The 23,153-nt window shown below is 61.5% G+C and carries 16 protein-coding genes and 2 riboswitches; of the genes, 7 read left to right on the top strand and 9 right to left on the bottom strand.

The genetic code is table 11. The features are described 5' to 3' along the window. Nucleotides 1-76 precede the first annotated feature (76 nt). Genes K3819_RS16220 through cobW form a run of 5 tightly spaced genes read right to left on the bottom strand, consistent with a single transcriptional unit; the run spans nt 77 to nt 8,409 of the window. The gene (locus K3819_RS16220; protein ID WP_221397460.1) at nt 77-1,723 is read right to left on the bottom strand and encodes a phospholipase D-like domain-containing protein; all 1,647 of its coding nucleotides are present in this window, start codon (nt 1,721-1,723) and stop codon (nt 77-79) included. A 40-nt stretch (nt 1,724-1,763) separates the two neighbouring features. Then, complete coding sequence (locus K3819_RS16225; protein ID WP_221399712.1) at nt 1,764-2,426, bottom strand: VWA domain-containing protein; 663 nt, start codon at nt 2,424-2,426, stop codon at nt 1,764-1,766. Nucleotides 2,427-2,428: 2 nt separating this feature from the next. After that, a complete protein-coding gene (locus K3819_RS16230) occupies nt 2,429-3,442 on the bottom strand; it encodes an ATP-binding protein (RefSeq protein WP_221397461.1) in 1,014 nt (337 codons plus the stop codon). An 8-nt stretch (nt 3,443-3,450) separates the two neighbouring features. Continuing rightward, nucleotides 3,451-7,332, bottom strand: a complete 3,882-nt coding sequence (gene cobN, locus K3819_RS16235; RefSeq protein WP_221397462.1) for a cobaltochelatase subunit CobN — start codon at nt 7,330-7,332, stop codon at nt 3,451-3,453. Nucleotides 7,333-7,335: 3 nt separating this feature from the next. Beyond that, a complete protein-coding gene (gene cobW, locus K3819_RS16240) occupies nt 7,336-8,409 on the bottom strand; it encodes a cobalamin biosynthesis protein CobW (RefSeq protein WP_064597024.1) in 1,074 nt (357 codons plus the stop codon). Nucleotides 8,410-8,507: 98 nt separating this feature from the next. Then, nucleotides 8,508-8,718: riboswitch (cobalamin riboswitch) on the bottom strand. Between the two features lie 689 nt (nt 8,719-9,407). Here cobW and K3819_RS16245 point away from each other — a divergent pair. The 5 genes from K3819_RS16245 to cobM all read left to right on the top strand — a co-directional run bounded on the left by K3819_RS16245 (nt 9,408) and on the right by cobM (nt 13,631). Continuing rightward, a protein-coding gene (locus tag K3819_RS16245; RefSeq protein ID WP_139834536.1) for an IS3 family transposase occupies nt 9,408-10,945 on the top strand; the annotation gives its coding sequence in 2 pieces (ribosomal slippage) (nt 9,408-9,858 and nt 9,858-10,945; 1,539 coding nt in all). Nucleotides 10,946-11,129: 184 nt separating this feature from the next. Beyond that, nucleotides 11,130-11,351: riboswitch (cobalamin riboswitch) on the top strand. Between the two features lie 121 nt (nt 11,352-11,472). Continuing rightward, complete coding sequence (locus K3819_RS16250) at nt 11,473-11,670, top strand: CbtB domain-containing protein (protein ID WP_007959524.1); 198 nt, start codon at nt 11,473-11,475, stop codon at nt 11,668-11,670. Nucleotides 11,671-11,681: 11 nt separating this feature from the next. Further along, nucleotides 11,682-12,383 carry a CbtA family protein gene (locus tag K3819_RS16255; protein WP_039768821.1) on the top strand — a complete coding sequence of 234 codons (702 nt, stop codon included), beginning with the start codon at nt 11,682-11,684 and terminating at the stop codon, nt 12,381-12,383. Next, on the top strand, nt 12,380-12,793 hold the full coding sequence (locus K3819_RS16260; protein ID WP_039768823.1) for a cobalamin biosynthesis protein: 414 nt from the start codon (nt 12,380-12,382) through the stop codon (nt 12,791-12,793). Before K3819_RS16255 ends, K3819_RS16260 begins: the two co-directional genes overlap by 4 nt. Nucleotides 12,794-12,884: 91 nt before the next feature. Further along, on the top strand, nt 12,885-13,631 hold the full coding sequence (cobM, locus tag K3819_RS16265; RefSeq protein ID WP_064597028.1) for a precorrin-4 C(11)-methyltransferase: 747 nt from the start codon (nt 12,885-12,887) through the stop codon (nt 13,629-13,631). Between the two features lie 144 nt (nt 13,632-13,775). On the opposite strand, the gene nfuA is transcribed toward cobM, so the two are convergent. The 3 genes from nfuA to K3819_RS16280 form a co-directional block, all read right to left on the bottom strand. Beyond that, the gene (gene nfuA, locus K3819_RS16270; protein WP_007959519.1) at nt 13,776-14,360 is read right to left on the bottom strand and encodes a Fe-S biogenesis protein NfuA; all 585 of its coding nucleotides are present in this window, start codon (nt 14,358-14,360) and stop codon (nt 13,776-13,778) included. 91 nt (nt 14,361-14,451) lie between these two features. Continuing rightward, nucleotides 14,452-15,453: an acyltransferase gene (locus K3819_RS16275; RefSeq protein WP_085610456.1), complete on the bottom strand. Its 1,002-nt coding sequence runs from the start codon at nt 15,451-15,453 to the stop codon at nt 14,452-14,454. 59 nt (nt 15,454-15,512) lie between these two features. Further along, complete coding sequence (locus K3819_RS16280; protein ID WP_221397463.1) at nt 15,513-17,807, bottom strand: fatty acid cis/trans isomerase; 2,295 nt, start codon at nt 17,805-17,807, stop codon at nt 15,513-15,515. A gap of 158 nt (nt 17,808-17,965) precedes the next feature. On the opposite strand from K3819_RS16280, the gene metH reads away from it, so the two are divergent. Together metH and K3819_RS16290 are read left to right on the top strand one after the other, a co-directional pair. Beyond that, nucleotides 17,966-21,676, top strand: coding sequence for a methionine synthase (gene metH / locus K3819_RS16285; RefSeq protein WP_064597034.1), 3,711 nt, complete (start codon nt 17,966-17,968; stop codon nt 21,674-21,676). Nucleotides 21,677-21,788: 112 nt separating this feature from the next. Further along, a complete protein-coding gene (locus tag K3819_RS16290) occupies nt 21,789-22,007 on the top strand; it encodes a DUF2970 domain-containing protein (protein ID WP_007959515.1) in 219 nt (72 codons plus the stop codon). A gap of 5 nt (nt 22,008-22,012) precedes the next feature. On the opposite strand, the gene K3819_RS16295 is transcribed toward K3819_RS16290, so the two are convergent. Then, the gene (locus K3819_RS16295) at nt 22,013-23,086 is read right to left on the bottom strand and encodes an ABC transporter substrate-binding protein (protein ID WP_221397464.1); all 1,074 of its coding nucleotides are present in this window, start codon (nt 23,084-23,086) and stop codon (nt 22,013-22,015) included. Nucleotides 23,087-23,153 lie beyond the last annotated feature (67 nt).

Here is a 23,153-nt window from a genome sequence, read left to right on the forward strand (position 1 = left end):
AAATCATTTCAAAATCTGTACGCCGCCTGCCTATCGCCGCTCTCGTCAGCATCGGCAGCCAACGGATGCGCAAGGGCTAACGCCCGGAAAACCGCAGGCGAGACAACTGGCGCAGATCGTCCTCGACGTAGTAGTCGTTGGTCCAGCTGTCATCCGCCGCCAACGGCTGTACCTGCTTCAACGCCAGTTTCTTCGCGAAGTAGCGAAAACGGTAATGCTCGTAGAACCGCAGCAGTTCCAGGCCGTAACGGTCCGCCAGATCGGTGTCACCGCGAATGATCAGGTAGTTCTCGTCATTTCCGTTGCTGGCGGAGGTGCTGAGGTTATGGCTGCCGCTGATGAGGGTCGGGCTGTCGCTGGTGAAATCGGTGACCACCGCTTTGGTGTGCACCAGCAGGTTGCCTTTCTGGCCTTTCATGTTCTCCCGCAGCCAGCCTTCCAGCCCGGTGTTGAGCAACGCGGTGGCGGCGAATTCGGCGGTTCGGTCGGCGTGGAAGCCGGTGATGCGGCTGACCGTGTTTTGCAGGCCGTAACGCAGTATGTCGTCGTGGGGCTGGCCGAGCAACGCGTTGAGAATCGCGTCGGGCAAGGCGAATGCGGTGACGAACAGCAGGTCTTTTTTCGCCCCCTCGATGATATCGACGAACTCCCGCAAGTCGGCGCCGCCGGTGCGCGGGGAGAACCCGGCGAACAGGGGTTGCGCCGGGTTCATCGGGTTGTGTTGGGTAATCCAGTCGCGGGTGGCGCCGACGTCCGCCGGCTCAGCCCAGATCTGCTCGAAGGTTTTCAGGTAACTCGTACCGATCGCCTCATCGTCCAGCACATGCACCACGTTGGCCTGGCGGTACACGCCGTTGGCGGTGAAGTTGGTGCTGCCGCACAGCACCGCTTGCGGCTGACGCTCGCCGCCTCCGTCGAGGCGGCTGAGGACGATGAACTTGTTATGGAAAATATTGTGGGTGACCCGCCCGCGCTTGCTGGTCGCCGGCAGTTTCGCAAGACTCGCTTCATTGATCGTGGTGTCTTCGTCGTCTGGCCGGGCGTGATACAGCACGCGCACCTGAACACCTCGATCGAACGCCGCGTTCACCGTGTCGATAATGGCTTGCAACTGGTATTCGTAGATCGCGATGTCCAGCGCCCACTGAGCGTCCACCGCTCGTTCGATAAAGCCTTGCAGGCGCCCGAGCAGACCGTTCTCCAGCCACTGACGCGCCGCATCGGGCCAGGCTTCGATGGGCAGGTTTTTGTTGGCACTGATCTGTGCGTCGAGATCGGGGAATTTGCGCTGAAACGCCTGGCTCGCTGCCACAGCACGATTGAAGATCACGCTCTGATTGGCGGGATGACCGTCGTCGGAGCGGATCGTCAGCTCCAGCGCCTCACCGAGTTGCAGCGCATCCGGCGTGCCATACGCCAGGTGCACGCGGTAGTGAATCGTCATGCCTGGATTGACCGCGTAATCGGCCCAGCGAAATTTCTGCAACGGCGCCTTGTCGCTCGGCGTGGCGTGAAACTGCGCGAAGGTATGGGCCTTGCCGGGAAAAGTCAGGCTGTTGAACAGGAACAACCACGGTTTGTCGCCCTGCTGTTTCTCGATGGCAAACCCCAGCAGGCCTTTGCGCCGGGGTTCGGCGAGGTCCATGGCGAGCAGCACACCGTTGGTGCCGGCGTAGGCCTTGACGCGAAAATCATCCTGCGGATTGGCGACCAGTACGCGCATGATTCACTCCTTGTGATTTGGCCTCACTGCAGCATAGTCCTCAGACCGACAACAACTCGTCGATATGCCGGTAATCCGCGTCCAGTGCGGTCGCCAATTGCCTTGCGCGCTTCAGCCGGATCGGCCCGCGCTCGATATCGATCAACAGGCCCGGACACGCGAGTGCTGGCAGTTGCGGCCAGTCTTTCAAACGACCATCGGTGATCACCAGCAACCGTTGCTGTTCAGCGGGGAAACGCTTGCGCCGCACCGTCAGCCAATGCCCGGCTTCCGTCAGCGCTGCCAACAGAGGCGTGCCGCCTCCCGCACCCAATCCATCGAGCCACGCACGCAACCCGCTGGAAGCCTTTAGCCCTTGCACCTGCCATTTCGGCGCGGCGCCGCTTGCGGTCAGCAACGCAAGGCGTGCCCGCTGCCGATAAGCGTCGTCGAACAGTTGCGCAAGCACGCCCTTGGCATCGCTCAAGGCTTGATGGCGACGGGTCGAAGCGGAGGCGTCGACGATCACCAGCCACAGTTCATGGGGTGTGCGGGTGCGCAGTTGAAACAGCAGATCCGCCCGGGTTTTCGGGCGGCCATTGAGCAAGGTACCGGGCCAGTTCACCGAGCCATTGCGAGCGGCATGACGCTTGCCCTGGCGGCCGTTATCGAGGCGTCCGGCGCGGGGTCTGGCATTCGCCCCCGCGTCGGATCGGGGGCGAATGCCTAAGGCTTTTTTTGTAGGTGTGGCGGCCAGGCCGGGACTTCGCGGCGTGCGCCGGTAGCCAGTGCCGGCGCCGGCATTTCACCCCACTGTCCCTGCCCTTCGCTTGGATCAGTCTGGGAGCCGGACGGTGATTGCGCCGGTGGCTGCGCACTGGAGGAGGACTGTTCGCGACGACGATGACGCAATGCGAACTCAGCCACCGCATCGATATCCTGCTCGGCGATGGCGTCCGCACCGCGCCACGCCGCATGCGCCCGCGCGGCACGCAGCCAGACCAGATCGGCGCGCAAACCGTCGACGCCCGCCGCGAAGCAGCGCTCGGTGATCTGTGCCAGCGCCGCGTCATCCAGCGGGATGCCCGGTAAAACCTTGCGGGCGTTCTCGCAGCGCTGACGCAGAGCTTGCTGTTCAGCCTCCCACTGCGCACAGAACGCCTGCGGATCGCTGTCGAAATCCAGTCGACGCCGGATGATCTGCCCACGCTCGGCCGGCGCCGTTTGACCGCTCAGGGCGACGTTCAAACCAAAGCGATCCAGCAATTGCGGACGCAATTCACCCTCTTCCGGGTTCATCGTGCCGATCAATACGAACTTCGCCGAGTGCCGATGGGAAATGCCATCGCGCTCGATCAGATTAGTGCCGCTGGCGGCCACATCGAGCAGCAAATCCACCAGATGATCCGGTAGCAGATTCACTTCATCGACGTACAACACGCCGCCGTCAGCCTTCGCCAGAACGCCGGGAGAAAACTGCGCACGACCGTCGCTCAACGCCGCGTCCAGATCCAGCGTGCCGACCAGTCGCTCTTCAGTGGCGCCCAACGGCAAGGTGACGAACTGACCGCTGGCTAACAGATCCGCCAGGCCCCGGGCGAGCGTCGACTTGGCCATGCCGCGCGGGCCTTCGATCAGCACGCCGCCGATCTTCGGGTCGATGGCCGTCAGGTACAGCGCCAGTTTCAGATCATCGGCGCCAACCACGGCGGAGAGCGGGAAATGCGGGGTGTCGGTCATGTTCAGTCTCAGCTCTCTTCTTCTATGTCCAGCAGCAGGCTTTCCAGCGCCTCTTTGTAGGCGCCCGGTGCCTGCCACATCCCGCGCTGCTGCGCTTCGAGCATGCGTTCGGTCATGTCGCGCAGTGCGTGGGGATTATGCTCGCGCACGAACTCGCGGGTCGCCGGGTCCAGCAGATACGCATCGGCCAGCAAGGCGTACTGATGGTCGTCGATCAGTTGCGTGGTGGCGTCGAAGGCGAACAGGTTGTCGACCGTCGCCGCCAGTTCGAATGCGCCTTTATAGCCGTGGCGCTTGACCCCGTCGATCCATTTCGGATTCGCCGCCCGGGAGCGGATGACCCGGTTCAGTTCCTCTTTCAAGGTGCGGATCTTTGGCAGGTCCGGCTGACTGTGATCGCCGTGATAACTGGCCGCCGCTTCGCCGCGCAGGCTTTCCACGGCGGCGAGCATGCCGCCCTGGAACTGGTAATAGTCGTTGGAATCGAGCAGGTCATGCTCGCGATTGTCCTGGTTTTGCAGCACGGCCTGCACCTGGCTCAGGCGCTGGACGAATTGCTCGCGGGCGGCGGTGCCCTCATCGGAGCCACCGTAAGCATAGGCGCCCCAATTCAAGTAAACCTCGGCCAGATCTTCTCGGGTTTGCCACAGACGACCGTCGATGGCGCCCTGCACACCCGCGCCATAAGCGCCGGGTTTGGCACCGAAGATCCGCCAGCCGGCCTGACGTCGGGCAGCCTCGTCATCCAGCCCCGACTGACGCAACGCCTCACGTTCAGCACGTACCTTGGCGGCCAACGGGTTGAGGTCATCCGGCTCGTCCAGTTCGGCCACGGCTTGTACGGCGGCGTCGAACAGGCGAATCAGGTTGGCGAACGCGTCGCGGAAGAATCCTGAGACCCGCAGCGTGACATCGACCCGAGGCCGGTCGAGCAGGCTCAGCGGCAGAATCTCGAAATCATCGACCCGCTGACTGCCGGTGGCCCACACCGGACGTACGCCCATCAGCGCCATGGCCTGGGCAATGTCATCGCCGCCGGTGCGCATGGTCGCGGTGCCCCACACAGAGAGGCCGAGTTGGCGCAGGTGATCGCCGTGATCCTGCAGGTGTCGCTCGAGAATCAGGGTTGCCGACTGGAAGCCGATTCGCCAGGCCGTGGTGGTCGGCAGATTGCGCACGTCCACCGAATAGAAATTGCGCCCGGTGGGCAGCACATCGAGGCGGCCGCGACTGGGGGCGCCGCTCGGGCCGGCCGGGACGAAGCGGCCGCTCAGGGCATCAAGCAGGCCACGCATTTCGGCCGGGCCGCAGGCATCGAGGCGTGGGGCGATCACTTCGCGGAGGTTCTCAATGATCGCGCTGACTTCAGCCCAGCGCGGTCCCTGTGGGAGCGGGCTTGCCCGCGAAAGCGATATGTCAGTGAAAGAAATATTGACTGACACGACGCCTTCGTCGGATCGCCGCCCGGGGACAAGCCCGCTCCCACAGGGATTGTGCAAGGCTTGATTTTGGTTGAGAGCCTGTTCAATCAAATGCGCTGCGAACAGCTCCAGACGTTCGCGAGTATCCCCCGCCGTGCGCCAGACTTCATCGCTCAGCGATTGCAGTTCCATTGGGCGCGGGCCGGTCCAGGAATCAGCCAGTGCACAATCCAGCGGATCGAACCCCAACTGAAACGCCTTGGCCAGCGCCCGCAACAGACTCGACTGTGCCCCTTTGCCATCCCCACGCGGAATCCGCAGCAGCGCCAGCAAGGTGTCGATGCGCAAACGCCCGGTCGGCGACTCGCCGAAGATGTGCAGGCCATCGCGGATCTGCGATTCCTTCAGATCACACAGATAGGTATCCAGACGCGGCAGCCAGATCGCCGCATCGGCATCGCTGTCGAGGGCTTCATCGAGTTGCAGTTCGCGATCGATCTGCGTGTCACGCACCAGTTGCAGGATGTCGCGCTGCAACTCCCGGGCGCGGCGCGGATCGAGTAACTGAGCTTCGTAATACTCGTCAGCCAACAGTTCCAGATTACGCAACGGGCCATAGGTTTCGGCGCGAGTCAGCGGCGGCATCAGGTGGTCGATGATCACCGCCTGAGTGCGACGTTTGGCTTGGGCGCCCTCGCCCGGATCGTTGACGATAAACGGATAGATGTTCGGCAGCGGCCCGAGCAGTGCGTCCGGCCAGCAGTTCTCCGACAGGCCCACGCCTTTGCCGGGCAGCCATTCGAGGTTGCCGTGCTTGCCGACGTGGATCACGCCATGGGCGCCGTAGGTCTGGCGCAGCCAGAAATAGAACGCGAGGTATGCGTGCGGCGGCACCAGATCCGGGTCGTGATACACCGCGCTCGGATCGACCTGATAACCCCGCGCCGGTTGAATGCCGACGAAAGTCAGGCCAAAACGCAGGCCGGCGATCATCATCCGCCCGTCCCGGCACATCGGATCATTTTGCGGCGAGCCCCAGCGCTCCAGCACTGCCGTGCGGTTGGCTTCGGGCAGTGCGTTGAACATCGACAGGTAATCATTCATCGCCAGGCTTTGCTGGCATGGGCGCTGATCGAGGGTGTCGAGATCATTGCTGACACCACCCAGCAGTTGCCGGATCAGTTCGGTGCCGCTGTCCGGCAGTTCGGCGGGCAGCGGATAACCTTGGGCCTGCAATGCCCGCAGGATATTCAGCGCAGCGGCCGGCGTGTCGAGGCCCACGCCGTTGCCGATGCGCCCATCCCGGGTCGGGTAATTGGCGAGGATCAGGGCGATGCGCTTTTCAGCGTTCGGCACCCGCGCCAGATCGACCCAGCGCCGCGCCAGTTCGGCGACGAAATCCATGCGCTCGGGTTGGGCCCGATAACACACCACGTCGGACTGACTGCGCTCGCTGCGCCAGGCCAGATCCTTGAAGCTGATCGGCCGACTGATAATCCGGCCGTCCAGTTCCGGCAAGGCGATGTGCATCGCCAGATCCCGGGGGCCGAGGCCCTGCTCGCTCTCGCGCCAGCCAGGCTCGTTGTCCTGGGCGCAAATCGCCTGGATCACCGGAATGTTGCGACGGAACGGCCGCAGATGCGGCGCTTCCGGACTGGACTGGGCGAAACCGGTGGTGTTCAGAATCACCGAGGCCTCGACTTCATCCAGCCAGTCCTCGACCACCGACAGGCAGCCAGGCTCTTTCAAACTGGCCACGGCGATCGGCAGCGGATTGAGTCCGGCCGCCTGAAGCCGTTGGCAGAACACGTCGATAAACGCCGTGTTGGCCGCTTGCAAATGCGAGCGATAAAACAACACCGCCGACACCGGTTGACCGGGCAGCCAATCGGCTTGCCAGTCACTCAGTGTGGCGGTGTTTTTGTTCGGGTGATAAATCGCCGTGCGCGGCAGCGTTTGCGGCTCGCCCCACACGTAATCCCGCGCCAGCCAGCGACTGGCCAGGCAACGGAAAAAGTCCAGCGCATTGTCCATGCCGCCCTGACGCAGAAACTGCCAGAGCCGGTCGCGATCCTCTGCGCCCACGGTACTCAAGTCGCTGAGCTCCGGGTCGGGACGGTCATCGCCCGGCACCAGAATCAACTGCACGCCACGTTCGGACAACTCGACCAGCCGCTCGACGCCATAACGCCAATAAGCGATGCCGCCGTGCAGCGAGATCAGAATCACCTTGGCGTGGCGCAGCACCTCATCGACGTAGAGGTCGACCGACGCATGGTTCTGCACCTGCATCGGGTTGGCCAGGCGCACGCTCGGGTAATCCTCGGGCAGTTGCTGCGCGGCTTCGGCGAGCAGCGCGAGGCTGGAATCGCCGCTGCACAGGATCACCAGCTCGGCGGGGGTTTGTCCGAGGTCGGCAATGTTGTCGTCCGACACGAAACCGCCGGGCTGGGTCCTGAGCAGGTGCATGGCTTAAACGCTGAGCGCGGCGCGCAGTTGCGCTTCGAGTTGAGCGGCATCCAGTTCCTGACCGATCAACACCAGACGCGTCACGCGTGCCTCATCGGCGCCCCATTGACGGTCGAAGTGTTTGTCGAAACGCGTGCCCACGCCCTGGATCAGCAGGCGCATCGGCTTGTTCGGGATCGCCGCGAAACCTTTGACCCGCAGGATGCCGTGTTGAACCACCAGTTGCGTCAGCGCGTCGAGCAACAGGCTCTCGTCGGCTTGCGGCAGTTCGATGGAGATCGAGTCGAAGGCGTCGTGATCGTGGTCATCGTGATCGTCATCGCCTTCACCGTGGTGGTGATCGTGATGGCTGTGGCGGCTGTCGATGTGTTCTTCGGAACCGGCGCCCAGACCAATCAGCACGTCCAACGGCAGACGACCGTTGCTGGCTTCGATGATTTTTACCGCTGGCGGCAGTTCTTCGGCGACTTCCAGACGGACGCGCGCGAGGTCTTCAGGGCTGGTCTGGTCGGCCTTGTTGAGGATCACCAGGTCGGCGCTGGCCAGTTGGTCGGCGAACAGTTCGTGCAGCGGCGATTCGTGGTCCAGGTTCGGATCGAGTTTGCGCTGGGCATCGACCTGATCCGGGAACGCGGCGAAGGTGCCAGCGGCCACGGCCGGGCTGTCGACCACGGTGATCACCGCGTCAACGGTGCAGGCGCTGCGGATTTCCGGCCATTGGAAGGCTTGTACCAGCGGTTTTGGCAGGGCCAGGCCCGAGGTTTCGATCAGGATGTGGTCGAGGTCGCCGCGACGGGCCACCAGTTCGCGCATCACCGGGAAGAATTCTTCCTGCACCGTGCAGCACAGGCAGCCGTTGGCCAGTTCGTAGACGCGGCCGGTGGCTTCTTCTTCGGTGCAGCCGATGGTGCATTGTTTGAGGATTTCACCGTCGATGCCCAGCTCGCCGAACTCGTTGACGATCACCGCGATACGGCGGCCCTGGGCGTTGTCGAGCATGTGCCGCAGCAAGGTGGTTTTGCCCGAGCCGAGGAAGCCGGTGACGATGGTGACGGGGAGTTTGGCCAGTGTTTTCATCGGATGCCCTTTGGCAAGGTGGCGGGCATACGGGACGAGACCGGCAACGCGGGTGCGTGCCTGGAGAGTTCGCCACCGGATCACCCCGCCCGGTTGAAAGTGAGAATCTGTGACGAGGCAGGTCTCCTGGCTGACGGTGTTCGGGCCTTGGCCCGGTATTCGCTGCGCCTTCCCGCTGGCTCTGGATGGAGTTGGCAGTGGCGTGGCAGCGAACAGCACCGTTCACAGTTGCGGGGGCAGCCGCGGCTTGGACCGCGTTCCCTTCTTAGCTTCGGCGTGGGCCGAAGAACCTCGAAAGCGCAAGGCTACGCATGGGTTCGTGATGGGTCAATGGGCGTGGCCTTTTGGTTTTGTGTGTATATCCGTTGCTGCGGTAACGGCTTCTTATGGTTTCGCTCTTACAGCGACTCACTTTTCCAAACGCCGAAAAGTAAGCAAAAGGCTTTTGCCCCGGCGTACGGCACTTCGCTTAGGCTCAGTGTTCCCTCGCTACGGTGTCCATCAGGGGGCATCGCCTACGGTTTGCTTCGCTGCACCTCCTCTCGATGTATGCGGCTTCGCCGCACGGCGCTGCGCGCCTACCCCCTGATGGACACCTCCGCTCGGCCTGCCGAAGGGGCTAAAGATCAAAAGCCAGAGCCAGAGCAGAAGCCAGATCAAGAGCCCCCGCTCCTCACCACTCACCACGATGAGCGTTAGCTCGAGTACCGCTTTTGATCGCAGGGCCCGTCGGCAGGCTGAGTGGAGGGATTGATCCGGGGGTGGGAGCGCAGCGACCGTGCGGCGCAGCCGCATGCATCGAGAGGAGGTGCAGCGAAGCAAACCGTAGGCGATGCCCCCGGATCAATCCCGGAGCGAAGGAACCCCGAGCCTAAGCGAGGGGCCGTACGTCAGGGTTAGAGACCTTTTGGTTACTTTTGGCAAACGCCCTCTGTGTCAGGCTACCTGTCGCCCTTGTTGATTGACTCGTTCATTCAAGAGGGTGAAGGTGCATAACAATGTCCAATTTAGGCAAGCGCTACGACAGCGACTTCAAAGACTGGGTCGTTTTGCAAATGATGCCGCCCTTTAATCGGTCAGTGGCAGAACTTGCCGTTGCACTCAATCTCACGCCACAGTCGCTGCGAAACTGGAGACAAATGGCCAGAGACAAAGGCTTGATCGTTCCAGGAAACGGCAAAACCAGTGACCAATGGTCTAGCGCCGATAAATTCAATGCTGTTATGGAAACCGCGCCGTTGAGCGAGGTGGAAATTTCTCAGTATTGCCGAATAAAGGGCATTTACCCTGAGCAAATTCAGCAGTGGAGACTGGCCTGTCAAAACGCCAATCCGGTCGTTGATCTCAACTCTCGAACCTCTAAAACGGCCGAGCAACGGCGTATCAAAATACTCGAGCGTCAATTGATCCAGTCAGATGCCGGACGTGCGGAGGCGGTGGCCTTGCTGGAGCTCAGAAAAAAAGCCAATGCGATCTGGGGCAAGGACAAGGAAGACTGATTAACGCCGCTGATCGTACGCAAGCCATGAAGTTGATTGCAGACGCAGTGCAGAGCGGCGCTCGTCGATATCGAGCCTGCAATGAGTTGGGGTTGAGCCTGCGTACAGTCCAGCGCTGGCGATATGCTGACTGTGATGGGCGACTGCTGGCTAAACGGGCAGCTCCGGCTAACAAGCTCAGTGAGTCGGAATGCCAAGCGGTACTTGATGCTGCCAATCAGGCTGGCTACGCCAGCCTTACTCCGCACCAGATCGTCCCCAAACTGGCCGATGAAGGCATCTATCTGGCTTCGGAATCGACGTTTTACCGAGTGTTAAAAGCGGCTCATCAAAACGTGCGTCGCGGCCGAACCAAAGCCCCGAAACGTAGGGTGCTGACGACGCATTGTGCCGATGGCCCCAACCAGGTGTGGTGCTGGGATATCACTTGGTTGCCAAGCACCGTCAGAGGTCGATTTTTCTACTGGTACATGGTCAAGGATGTCTACAGCCGCAAACTGGTCGCCAATGAAGTGCACGAAGTGGAATGCGCCGAACACGCATGCGAGCTGCTTAGAAAGGGATGCTTACGTGAACATACAGCGGGTCGCCCGCTGGTGCTGCACTCGGATAACGGACACGTGATGAGAGGTTCTTTGCTGCGTGAAAGCATGGTTGCACTTGGCGTCGAGCCTTCTTTTAGCCGGCCAAGGGTAAGTAACGATAACGCATATGCAGAGGCACTTTTCCGCACTGCAAAGTACTGCCCGCTCTGGCCGGATCAACCATTTGATACGGTCATTGATGCGAGGCTTTGGGTGCAGAAATTCATCGAGTGGTACAACGAAGATCATCGCCATAGCGCTTTGAAATACGTGACGCCAAACGAGAGGCACGAAGGCAAAGCGACGATGCTATTACAAGCAAGAGCAGCGCTTTATGAGGATGCCAGGAAAGCTAATCCGAGCCGTTGGAGCACTCGGACACGCAACTGGAAACTAGCTGATGCGGTGTATTTAAACCCAGAGCGCCCTGACTTTAAGGGCTCAACTGGCTAACAACGATTGGAACAAGGCGACAGGTGCCTTGACACGCACCGCGTTTGCCAAAAGTGACCCGCCGTAAGGGCGGAACCCTAAGCAGCCATAACCGCAGCAACGGATCTGCCCCCAATCCCAATCCCAATCCCAATCCCGATCCCGATCCCGATCCCAATTGACTCAAATCCCCCGCCCATGCTCTCCTACACAACTTGTTACGGGTGCCCCTCACAGGGTGAAACGGGAAACCGGTGAATCATGTGCTTTACTCTAAAGCCATGTCAGTCCGGTGCTGCCCCCGCAACGGTAAGCGAGCGAAGCGTCAGATCCACTGTGCCCACAGGCATGGGAAGGTGACGCTTGCAGGTCGGCAGACAGCCACCCCTCGCGAGCCCGGAGACCGGCCCGCAACACACAGTGCGCATCCTTGCGCCACTGAACCTGACAAACCCGCGGTGGGCGGGCGCTGTTCGAACCTCTGCGTGCGCGGCCGCAGGGGTTTTCATGCGCTCTATTCACCCGCTGACATTCCAGAGGGAAGCGCCATGTCGATCATCAGCAGCACCGGCAGCAATTCGGACAAGATCTCCAGCACCACCACCCTGAGCCAACGCCTGACCGCCGCCGTCTGCGCGTCGATCCTCGGTGCGTGCCTGGTGTATTTCGCCGGTTTCTCGCACATCGAAGCGGTGCACAATGCTGCTCACGATACCCGCCACAGCGCTGCGTTTCCGTGCCACTGAGACCTGACGACATGATCAAGCGTATTGCGCAGACCGCGGGTTTCACCGGCCTTCTGGCTGCCCTGCTCCTGACCTTGCTGCAAAGCTTCTGGGTATCACCGCTGATTCTGCAGGCCGAAACCTTCGAGAAAGCCGAACCGGTTGCCGAAGTTCACGAACACGCTGCCGGCACTGCCGCCCACACCCACGATGCCGAAGCCTGGGAGCCGGAAGACGGCTGGCAGCGCGTGGTGTCCACCACCGGCGGCAATCTGGTGGTTGCCGTGGGTTTTGCCCTGATGCTCGCGGGCCTGTATACCCTGCGTGCGCCGACCAAAACCTCGCAAGGCCTGCTCTGGGGCCTGGCCGGTTATGCGACTTTCGTGCTTGCACCGACCCTGGGCCTGCCACCTGAGCTGCCGGGCACCGCCGCCGCGGATCTGGCCTCGCGTCAGATGTGGTGGATCGGCACCGCCGCTTCCACCGCTGTCGGTCTGGCCCTGATTGCGTTCAGCCGTCACTGGCTGATGAAGATCCTCGGCGTGGCGATCCTTGCCGTGCCGCACGTGATCGGCGCGCCGCAACCGGAAGTGCACTCGATGCTCGCCCCGGAAGCCCTCGAAGCTCAGTTCAAAATCGCTTCGCAGTTGACCAACGTCGCGTTCTGGTTGGCCCTGGGCCTGATCAGCGCGTGGTTGTTCCGCCGCAAAAGCGAAGGTCAGTACCAGGCATGACCGATGACAGCGCAGCGCCGACCTTCGTGGTCGGCCTGGGCTGCCAGCGCGGCTGCCCGGCCAGCACGCTGCGCGCCTTGCTTGATCAGGCATTACAGGCACATCGAATTGATCTGGAGAAGGTCAAGGCGCTGGCCAGCATCGACCTCAAGCGCGACGAACCTGGCCTGCAGGAACTCGCCGCCCAACTGGCGCTGCCGTTGCTGTATTTCAGCAGCGAAGAACTGGCCAGTTATCAGCAACGACTGAGCCATCATTCACAGATTGCCTTCGAACGCACCGGTTGCTACGGCGTAGCGGAAAGTGCCGCGCTGGCGCTCGCCGAACAGTTGATCAGCGGCCCGGCAAAACTGCTGATACCCCGGCAAAAATACGCCCAGGCAACTCTGGCATTGGCCGGCGCAGCGTAAAATCCCGATAATTCGCGCTTTCGATCATGAGCATTCTTCATCTGAAGGGCTTGTGACGCACCGCCCTGCCCCTTCTCTACAGGATCCAACGATGACCGTTTACTTCATCGGCGCCGGCCCCGGCGACCCGGAATTGATCACTGTCAAAGGCCAGCGGCTTATCCGCAGTTGCCCGGTGATCATCTACGCAGGTTCGCTGGTGCCGACGGCGGTGCTGGAAGGTCATTGCGCGGAAACCGTGGTCAACAGCGCCGAACTGCACCTGGAACAGATCATCGACCTGATCAAGACCGCCCATGCCAAGGGCCAGGACGTGGCGCGGGTGCATTCGGGCGATCCGAGCCTGTATGGCGCGATTGGCGAGCAGATTCGTTATTTGCGCGAGCTGGATATTCCGTTCCAGATCATTCCCGGTGTGACCGCTACCGCCGCGTGCGCCGCGCTGTTGGGCGCTGAACTGACCCTGCCGGACATCTCGCAAAGCGTGATTTTGACCCGATATGCGGACAAGACCGCAATGCCGGTTGGCGAAGAGCTCGGCAGTCTGGCGCAGCACGGAGCGACCATGGCGATTCATCTGGGGGTCAATCATCTGGAGAAAATCCTGGCTGAGCTGCTGCCGCATTACGGCGCGGATTGCCCGATTGCGGTGATTCACCGGGCGACGTGGCCGGATCAGGACTGGGCGGTCGGGACGCTGGAGGATATTGCCGCGAAGGTTGCCGCCAAGGGGTTTCGGCGTACGGCGTTGATTCTGGTTGGGCGGGTGTTGGGTAGCGATCACTTTAGCGAGTCGTCGCTGTATCGCGCGGGGCATGCACATCTTTACCGCCCATGACGGCCCTTTCGCGAGCAAGCCCGCTCCCACATTCGATCGCATTCCAAATGTGGGAGCGGGCTTGCTCGCGAAGGCTTCATTGAATCTCACGCATAAAAAAACGGCGCTCACGGGGCGCCGTTTTTTCATGCCGCAGCGAACACCTTAGTAGTAGGCGTTTTCTTTCTGCGTGTGGTCGGTCACGTCGCGAACGCCCTTGAGCTCCGGAATGCGCTCGAGCAAGGTGCGCTCGATGCCTTCCTTCAGGGTCACGTCCGCCTGGCCGCAGCCCTGGCAACCGCCGCCGAACTGCAACACGGCTATGCCGTCTTCAACCACATCGATCAGGCTGACCTGACCGCCGTGGCTGGCCAGCCCCGGGTTGATTTCGGTTTGCAGGTAATAGTTGATGCGCTCGTTGATCGGGCTGTCGGCGTTGACCATCGGGACTTTGGCGTTTGGCGCCTTGATGGTCAGCTGGCCGCCCATGCGGTCGGTGGCGTAGTCGACGACGGCATCATCGAGGAACGCTTCGCTGAACGAGTCGATGTAAGCGGTGAAGCTTTTCAGCCCAAGCGCCGTATCTTCAGGTTTCTCTTCGCCCGGCTTGCAGTAGGCAATGCAGGTTTCGGCGTACTGGGTGCCAGGCTGGGTGATGAAAACGCGGATGCCGATGCCCGGGGTGTTCTGCTTGGAGAGCAGATCGGCCAGGTAATCATGGGCGGCGTCGGTAATGGTAATAGCGGTCATGGAAACTCCTCGCAGGCTTGGGGCGGAGTTTACGCCAATCGGCGCGCGGCACAAAGTCCTAGTATTTACGTAGGAATAGTTCGCAAATCGGCTAAGCGCCCGATTCGCCGTCAATCCTTGCTTTAAGCCACTGATAACTGCGCTTTTCCACCCATTCGTAGCTCAGCCAGGAACCGATACCGATGGCCAGCGCACAGACAACAAACATCAAATACGGGTTGATCCCATAGCGTCGGGCCAGATAACCGCCAGCCGACAGCACCAGCACGTGCATCAGATACACCGAGTACGAACAGTCGCCCAGCAGCTTGAGCAGCCTGTTGCGCTCGACATGGCGCTCCAGCGCCAGGCTGGCCATGACCAGCACCGCACTGGGCACGCCCCAATTCAGCAACCGGGGATCGGGCGGCAAGTAATAGATCGCCAGCAACGCCGCCCCGATCCCCAGCAACGGCAGCCAGAGCGCCGGTCCGATCCAGCCGCGGCGATAGAACATGCCGATACTGATCCCGAGCAGGAACTCATAAACGATGTCCGAGCGATAAAACTCGCTGACCCAGCCAAATCCGGTCCAGGCCTGGCACACCGCGAACAGCAGCGCCGCGACCACCAGCAAGCGCACCTGCAACCGAAACAACAGCGCCCAGGCGAACAACACGTAAAACAGCATCTCGTAATTCAGTGTCCAGCCGACATTCAGGGTCGGGTAGATCCCGTAGCCGCCGGGGTTTTCGGTCGGGATAAACAGCAACGACAGCAGCAAATGACTCCAGTCCACCGTCTGATCCGGCAGCAACGGCCGGGCGAATACCACCAACAAAGCCATCAGCACGGTGTAGAGCCAATACGCCGGGACAATCCGGAAAAGTCGATACAGCAGAAACCGCGCGGGCGGCAGCGCCTTGCCTTCGGTGGACAGGAAAATCACCAGCCCGCTGATCACGAAAAAGATATCGACGCCCACGGCGCCCTTGTCGATGAACAGCTGACCTATCGGCCCCCGCGCCTCGAAGTCGAAGAAAATCTGCATGAAGTGATGGCAGACCACCGCCCACGCGGCGAGCGCTCGCAGGGCCTGCACTGAAATCAACATCGATGGCGCTCCCGATCCCGTACTTCACAGGATTGGGACAACCGCCATCGCTCAAACGATCAAAGATTCTCGTACCGGTTCATATCCAGCACGCCCTCTTCCACCGGATCGGTTTCGTGGATGTACTGGCTCAAATCATGGAAATAGAACCAGAACTGCGGATGACTGCGGCGGATGCCCCAGCGCTCGACGATTTTCTCGAACTGCGCCGCGTCCCTTGCACCTTCCATGGCATCGACAAACGCCGGCACCTGATCTGCCGGGACGTTGAACATGAAATTCGGGTAGCTGCTGAGCACGCCCGGGTAGATCGTCAGCGTGTCCAGCCCCGGTTGATAGCGCAGCGATTCGCCGAGCAGGAACGCCACGTTGCTGTGCGCGCGGTTGCGCAGCAGGCTGTAGACCTCGCGTTTGCCGCTGCGGGTTTCAACCCGGAGCATGGTGGCTTCCGGCAATTGATCGATCACTTTCAGGCCCGCCGCCGGGCGCGAAGCCAGGCGACTCAGCGCCTGTTCGGCGTTTTGCAGCGCCGGGTCGATGTTCGGGCGCGAGCAGTAGGCGTCTTCGCAACGGTTGATCGGATCCGGACGCGCGTTGAGATCGCCGTAGCGCGCCAGCAATTGCATGGCGAAATCGCGTTTCGGGTCTTTCTCGTCGAGTTTCAGCGCGGTCGGCTTGTCATCGTCTATGGCTTCGTAATCGAGCCACATCTTGAACTGGCCGCTGCTCTGGTACCAATCGTCGAGGTAGCCCTCGCGGGAATCGGCGGGCATCAGGCGCAGGAAGTTCTGTTCGGCGCCGTTGCGGATCAGGTCGAAATACAAGCGCGTTTGCGCCTGATGGGAGACGTTGCCGAACACATCGAAATTCACTGCCAACTGGTAATAGGTGCGTTCCAGCAGCGGATAGTCGAACAGCCACAGGGTCTGCGGTACTTCGCCGATCAGGCCCTTGGTCACCGAAGCGCTGTCGAAGTGGCGGAAGATGCTGAGCAAGGCGTTGTCGTTGCCGGCCCACAGGGTCGACCAGCTCGGCGCCGGCAGATCCGCATAGCTGTCACGGCGCAGGGCTTCGTATTGGTTTCGCTTGTTGCGGTAGTTGTGCCACAGGCTCAGGACACTGCCGACATCGTCGTTCTGCCCCGGCATGGCCAGCAACGGCGTGGTCTGGCCGCGATAGTTCGGGTCGGTGATGTACAGATCGTGTTCGGGTGCCTGGAACAACGCCCAGAAGTTGTCGCGGATCACGTCAGTCGCGATCTGCCCACGGCACACCGGGCCGCGAATGAAGGTGCGCACGAAGTATTCGGCGTTATCGAGCATGAACTGATAGCGCGCCTGCGCCGGAATCGCCTCAAAGGTCGCGAACGGGTTGGCCCGGCTCTGCGGCCCGTAGCCCGGCAAGGCATTGACCTGCCAGTTACCGTTGTAGAACAGGCTTTTGACCCGCGCCATCTTCGCCGCGCTCAGCGGATAAGTGATGTGGGTCTTGTGCACGATCACACCCTGCACCGGCCACAGGCGGTAATACACCTGAGTACCCGGATCGTCGTTCGGGCGACGGGTGGCGATCAGATCGATTGGTTGCCCGGTCGGCGTGCGCGAGCGCACCCACTGGAAGTAATGCCCCGGCTCGCCGTCCTTGAAATAGAGGTGCGCCAGGAACCAGTGCTCGAACAGCCAGCGCCCGACCAGACTTTCCCGCGCCCCAGGCTGGTTGAGCAGATTTTCCCACTGGACGATCTGCATCGCCTCCTTGGCGCTTGGCGCCAGGCCTTGCTCATCGATCGGTGCGCCGGAAGCGAGCCAGCGTTGCAGTGTCTGATATTGCTGATCGGTCAGCCCGGTCACCGCCAGCGGCATGCCCTCTTTCGGATGGGCGCCGGCATAGCCTTCGAACTCGGCGGGCATCGCGCACAGGTTTTCGCGGTTGAGCCCCAGCACAATGTCTTGCGGCAGTTTGGCGTTGGGGGTCAGCGGCGTTTTGTGTCCCAGCTCCAACATGCGCGCCATCAGTGCGGCCTGGCTGCCCTGGGCGTCGAGCACCGAGTAGAAGTCTTTCTGCTGCCAGGCCCGTTTGCCGAAGGCGTCATAGAACAGCCGCGTGGTCGGCGCCGCCTGGGTGCGTTCGCCATCGTAGACCGGCATCTTGCTCGCGCCCCGCGCGGCGCCTTCACCGCTGCCCAGATTCAGCTGACAGGCAGAGTCGTAGCACGCATGGCAGGCCACGCACTTTTCGGTGAAGATCGGCTGGATGTCTCGGGTATAGGAAATAGAAGAAGAAATAGCGGGACTTTGCGCCGCCGCGCCAAAGCTAAAAAACAGCAATGCAATGCTGATGACGCGGTACGACATGTCCCTGACCCTGATCCTGAAGAAAAACGCCGCGATTCTACCGTTATGACGCTCGTACCAACATGAGCGATATTCATGCAAAAGCGTCACATGCTCTAAAACCGCACAGGTTTGTTATGATCCCGGCCCTTCGTCATGGTCTTTTTCGAGTAGCCCCAATGTCCGATCGCAGCGTCCGCCTTCAAGCTCTCAAGCAAGCTCTCAAAGAGCGCATCCTGATTCTCGACGGCGGCATGGGCACGATGATCCAGAGCTACAAGCTCGAAGAGCAGGATTATCGCGGCAAACGCTTCGCCGACTGGCCGAGCGACGTCAAGGGCAACAACGATCTGTTGGTGCTGACCCGCCCGGACGTGATCGGCGGCATCGAGAAAGCCTACCTGGACGCCGGCGCCGACATCCTCGAGACCAACACCTTCAACGCCACGCAGATTTCCATGGCCGACTACGGCATGGAAGAACTGGTCTACGAACTCAACGTAGAAGGCGCCCGCCTGGCGCGCAAGGTTGCCGACGCGAAAACCCTCGAGACCCCGGACAAGCCGCGTTTCGTCGCTGGCGTGCTCGGCCCGACCAGCCGCACCTGCTCGCTGTCGCCGGACGTCAACAACCCGGGCTATCGCAACGTTACCTTCGATGAACTGGTGGAAAACTACACCGAGGCCACCAAAGGCCTGATCGAAGGCGGCGCCGACCTGATCCTGATCGAAACCATCTTCGACACTCTCAACGCCAAAGCCGCGATCTTTGCCGTGCAAGGCGTGTTCGAAGAACTGGGCTTCGAGTTGCCGATCATGATTTCCGGCACCATCACCGACGCCTCCGGCCGCACCCTGTCGGGCCAGACCACCGAAGCGTTCTGGAACTCCGTGGCCCACGCCAAACCGATTTCGGTCGGTCTGAACTGCGCCCTCGGTGCCCGCGAATTGCGTCCGTACCTGGAAGAGCTGTCGGACAAGGCCAGCACCCACGTTTCGGCGCACCCGAACGCCGGCCTGCCGAACGAGTTCGGCGAGTACGACGAACTGCCGGTGGACACCGCCAAAGTCATCGAAGAATTCGCCCAGAGCGGTTTCCTCAACATCGTCGGCGGTTGCTGCGGCACCACCCCGGGCCACATCGAAGCCATCGCCAAAGCCGTTGCCGGCTACGCGCCGCGGCAGATTCCGGACATTCCCAAGGCTTGCCGCCTCTCAGGCCTGGAGCCGTTCACCATCGATCGCAGCTCGTTGTTCGTCAACGTCGGCGAGCGGACCAATATCACCGGCTCCGCGAAGTTCGCCCGCCTGATCCGTGAAGACAACTACACCGAAGCCCTGGAAGTCGCCCTGCAGCAGGTCGAGGCCGGCGCCCAGGTGATCGACATCAACATGGATGAAGGGATGCTCGATTCGAAGAAGGCCATGGTGACCTTCCTCAATCTGATTGCCGGCGAGCCGGACATCTCCCGCGTGCCGATCATGATCGACTCCTCGAAATGGGACGTGATCGAAGCCGGCCTCAAATGCATCCAGGGCAAGGGCATCGTCAACTCGATCAGCATGAAAGAAGGCGTCGAGCAGTTCATCCATCACGCCAAACTGTGCAAGCGCTACGGCGCCGCCGTGGTGGTGATGGCGTTCGACGAAGCCGGCCAGGCCGACACCGAAGCGCGCAAGAAAGAGATCTGCAAACGCTCCTACGACATTCTGGTCAACGAAGTCGGCTTCCCGCCGGAAGACATCATCTTCGACCCGAACATCTTCGCCGTGGCCACCGGCATCGAAGAACACAACAACTACGCTGTGGACTTCATCAACGCCTGTGCCTACATCCGTGACGAGTTGCCGTATGCCCTGAGTTCCGGCGGCGTGTCCAACGTGTCGTTCTCGTTCCGCGGCAACAACCCGGTGCGCGAGGCGATCCACTCGGTGTTCCTGCTGTACGCCATCCGCGCCGGCCTGACCATGGGCATCGTCAACGCCGGTCAGCTGGAGATCTACGACCAGATCCCGCAGGAGCTGCGCGACGCCGTTGAAGACGTGATCCTCAACCGCACCCCGGAAGGCACCGACGCCCTCCTCGCCATCGCCGACAAGTACAAGGGCGACGGCAGCGTCAAGGAAGCCGAGACCGAAGAGTGGCGCAGCTGGGACGTCAACAAGCGTCTTGAGCATGCGCTGGTCAAGGGCATCACCACCCACATCGTCGAAGACACCGAAGAGTCCCGTCAGTCCTTCGCCCGCCCGATCGAAGTGATCGAAGGCCCGTTGATGTCCGGCATGAACATCGTCGGCGACCTGTTCGGCGCCGGCAAAATGTTCCTGCCCCAGGTGGTGAAATCCGCTCGAGTGATGAAACAGGCTGTGGCGCACCTGATTCCGTTCATCGAACTGGAAAAGGGCGACAAGCCGGAAGCCAAGGGCAAGATCCTGATGGCCACGGTCAAAGGCGACGTGCACGACATCGGCAAGAACATCGTCGGCGTGGTACTCGGTTGCAACGGCTATGACATCGTCGACCTCGGCGTGATGGTGCCAGCCGAGAAGATCCTGCAGGTGGCCAAGGAGCAGAAGTGCGACATCATCGGCCTGTCCGGCCTGATCACCCCGTCGCTGGATGAAATGGTCCACGTGGCCCGCGAGATGCAGCGCCAGGACTTCCACCTGCCGCTGATGATCGGCGGCGCGACCACCTCCAAGGCGCACACGGCGGTGAAGATCGAGCCCAAGTACAGCAACGACGCGGTGGTCTACGTGACCGACGCCTCCCGCGCCGTGGGCGTGGCGACGCAGTTGCTGTCCAAGGAACTGAAGGCCGGCTTCGTCCAGAAGACCCGCGAAGAGTACATCGACGTCCGCGAGCGCACCGCCAACCGCAGCGCCCGTACCGAGCGTCTGAGCTACGCCGCCGCGATCGCCAAGAAACCGCAGTTCGACTGGGCCACCTACACGCCGGTCAAACCGACCTTCACCGGCACCCGCGTGCTGGACAATATCGACCTCAACGTCCTGGCCGAGTACATCGACTGGACACCGTTCTTCATCTCCTGGGACCTGGCCGGCAAGTTCCCGCGCATCCTCGAAGACGAAGTGGTCGGTGAAGCGGCGACCTCGCTGTACAAGGACGCCCGCGAGATGCTGACCAAGCTGATCGACGAGAAACTGATCAGCGCCCGTGCGGTGTTCGGCTTCTGGCCGGCCAATCAGGTGCACGACGACGATATCGAGCTGTACGGCGATGACGGCAAGCCAATGGCCCGCCTGCATCACCTGCGTCAGCAGATCATCAAGACCGACGGCAAGCCGAACTTCTCCCTGGCCGACTTCGTCGCGCCGAAGGACAGCGAAGTGACCGACTATGTCGGTGGTTTCATCACCACCGCCGGCATCGGTGCCGAAGAAGTGGCCAAGGCTTATCAGGACGCTGGCGACGATTACAACTCGATCATGGTCAAGGCCCTGGCCGACCGTCTGGCCGAGGCCTGCGCCGAGTGGCTGCACCAGCAGGTGCGTAAGGAGCACTGGGGTTACGCCAAGGATGAAGCTCTCGACAACGAGGCGCTGATCAAAGAGCAGTACTCCGGCATCCGCCCTGCTCCCGGCTACCCCGCGTGCCCGGATCACACCGAGAAGGCCACGCTGTTCGCCCTGCTCGACCCTGAGGCCCAGGAAATGCGCGCCGGTCGCAGCGGCGTGTTCCTCACCGAGCACTACGCGATGTTCCCGGCGGCAGCGGTCAGCGGCTGGTACTTCGCCCATCCGCAGGCGCAGTACTTCGCCGTGGGCAAGGTCGACAAGGATCAGGTGCAGAGCTACACCTCGCGCAAAGGCCAGGAACTGAGCCTGACCGAACGCTGGCTGGCGCCGAATCTGGGTTACGACAACTGATCCCGCTTCACGCGACGACACCCTGTGGGAGCCTGTTGGCTCCCACAGTTATTTCTGCGGCCTGAAAACGGTTGGCTATGCTTGTCTGACACACACGGCAGACGGGGGATTTATGGACGATCCAGTCGACAACAAGCCACCGACGTTCTGGCAGATGCTGCATAGCGTCATGGCGGCGGCGTTCGGGGTGCAGAGCGGCAAGAACCGGGCGAGGGACTTCACCCACGGCAAGCCCAGCCATTTCATCTTCTTGGGTATCGCGTTCACGGCGGTATTCGCCCTGACGCTGTTTGGCATTGTGCAACTGGTGGTGCATCTGGCGGGCGTCTGACGGCCCTAGTGCATCAGGGTCTGCAGATTGAACGGGTAGCGATACGAAACCGGGCGCCCTTTCGCCGAGAGCTTGCGAAACTGCACGCCGTAGTCCGGTGAGGCACCCATTGCAAGGATTCGGCGGGCATGATCCCTGTCGATCAGTTGCAGCAACGGAATCTGCCGATCCCGGCCGCCATACTGATTCAGATCGACGCCTTGCGCGTGATCATGCAGCTCGACCAGTGCCCAGCCACCCAGGGTGAAATGCCCGCCGAGCAACGCGCTCAGGCGTCCGTCGACCACCGCCTGCAAAGCTTCGGGCGAGGTATTGACCGCGCTGAACAGCACGTCCTTGCCCGGCACCTTGCCGACCTCGGACGCAGCACGCATCGCGCCGAAGGCCATTTCATCATTAGCTGCCCATACCAATGAAACGTTGGGATAGCGGACCAGCAACTGCTTCGCCTGCTCGTAAGCCCGTTGCTGGGTCCAGCCGCCATAGACCAATTGCCGCAAACGTACCTGCGGATTCTCCGCCAGGGCCCGCTGCATGCCCTTTTCGCGCAATTGCGCCGATGGCGTGATCTTGAGGCCGGAAAACGCCAGCAGATCGATGCTTTCACCGGGCGCCACAGGCGGATGCAGGCGAATCAGTTCCTTCATCATCAGGTAGCCGCCCTCCTCGTCGTTGGGCACCAGGCTACCAATGCGATCCGCGCCCTCTGTCACCAGTGCCTGCTGGTTGGGCGTCAGTGCCGAATTGACGATAAAGAGCTTCACGCCGCTGCCATTGGCCAAGCGCAGAATCTGCGGTGCCACGTACTGTTCGTTGACGAACACCAGATAATCCGGGCGCTCAGGCCCCTGCAGGGCCAGTCGCGCTTGCGCCAGGGTCAGTTCCGGCTGGCGCTGGGCGTAGAGGATGCGCAGATCGATGCCCAGATCCCGGGCGGCAGCCTGCATGAATTGCGAGTAGCTGACCCAGAATGCTTCCTGCGTCGAGCCCGGATTCAGGAACAGCACCGACTCCGCACGCGCGCAGGTACCGAAAACCGCGCCGAACAGCAGCAGGCTGAGGTGAAGAAGCTTGAACATGAATCATCCGGGCCCAAGGAAAAATGGCCGCGCATTATAGCCATTGATCACCTGGCCTTTGGCGCTT

The sequence above is a fragment of the Pseudomonas sp. 3-2 genome (assembly GCF_019710535.1).
Taxonomy (GTDB): domain Bacteria; phylum Pseudomonadota; class Gammaproteobacteria; order Pseudomonadales; family Pseudomonadaceae; genus Aquipseudomonas; species Aquipseudomonas pharyngis.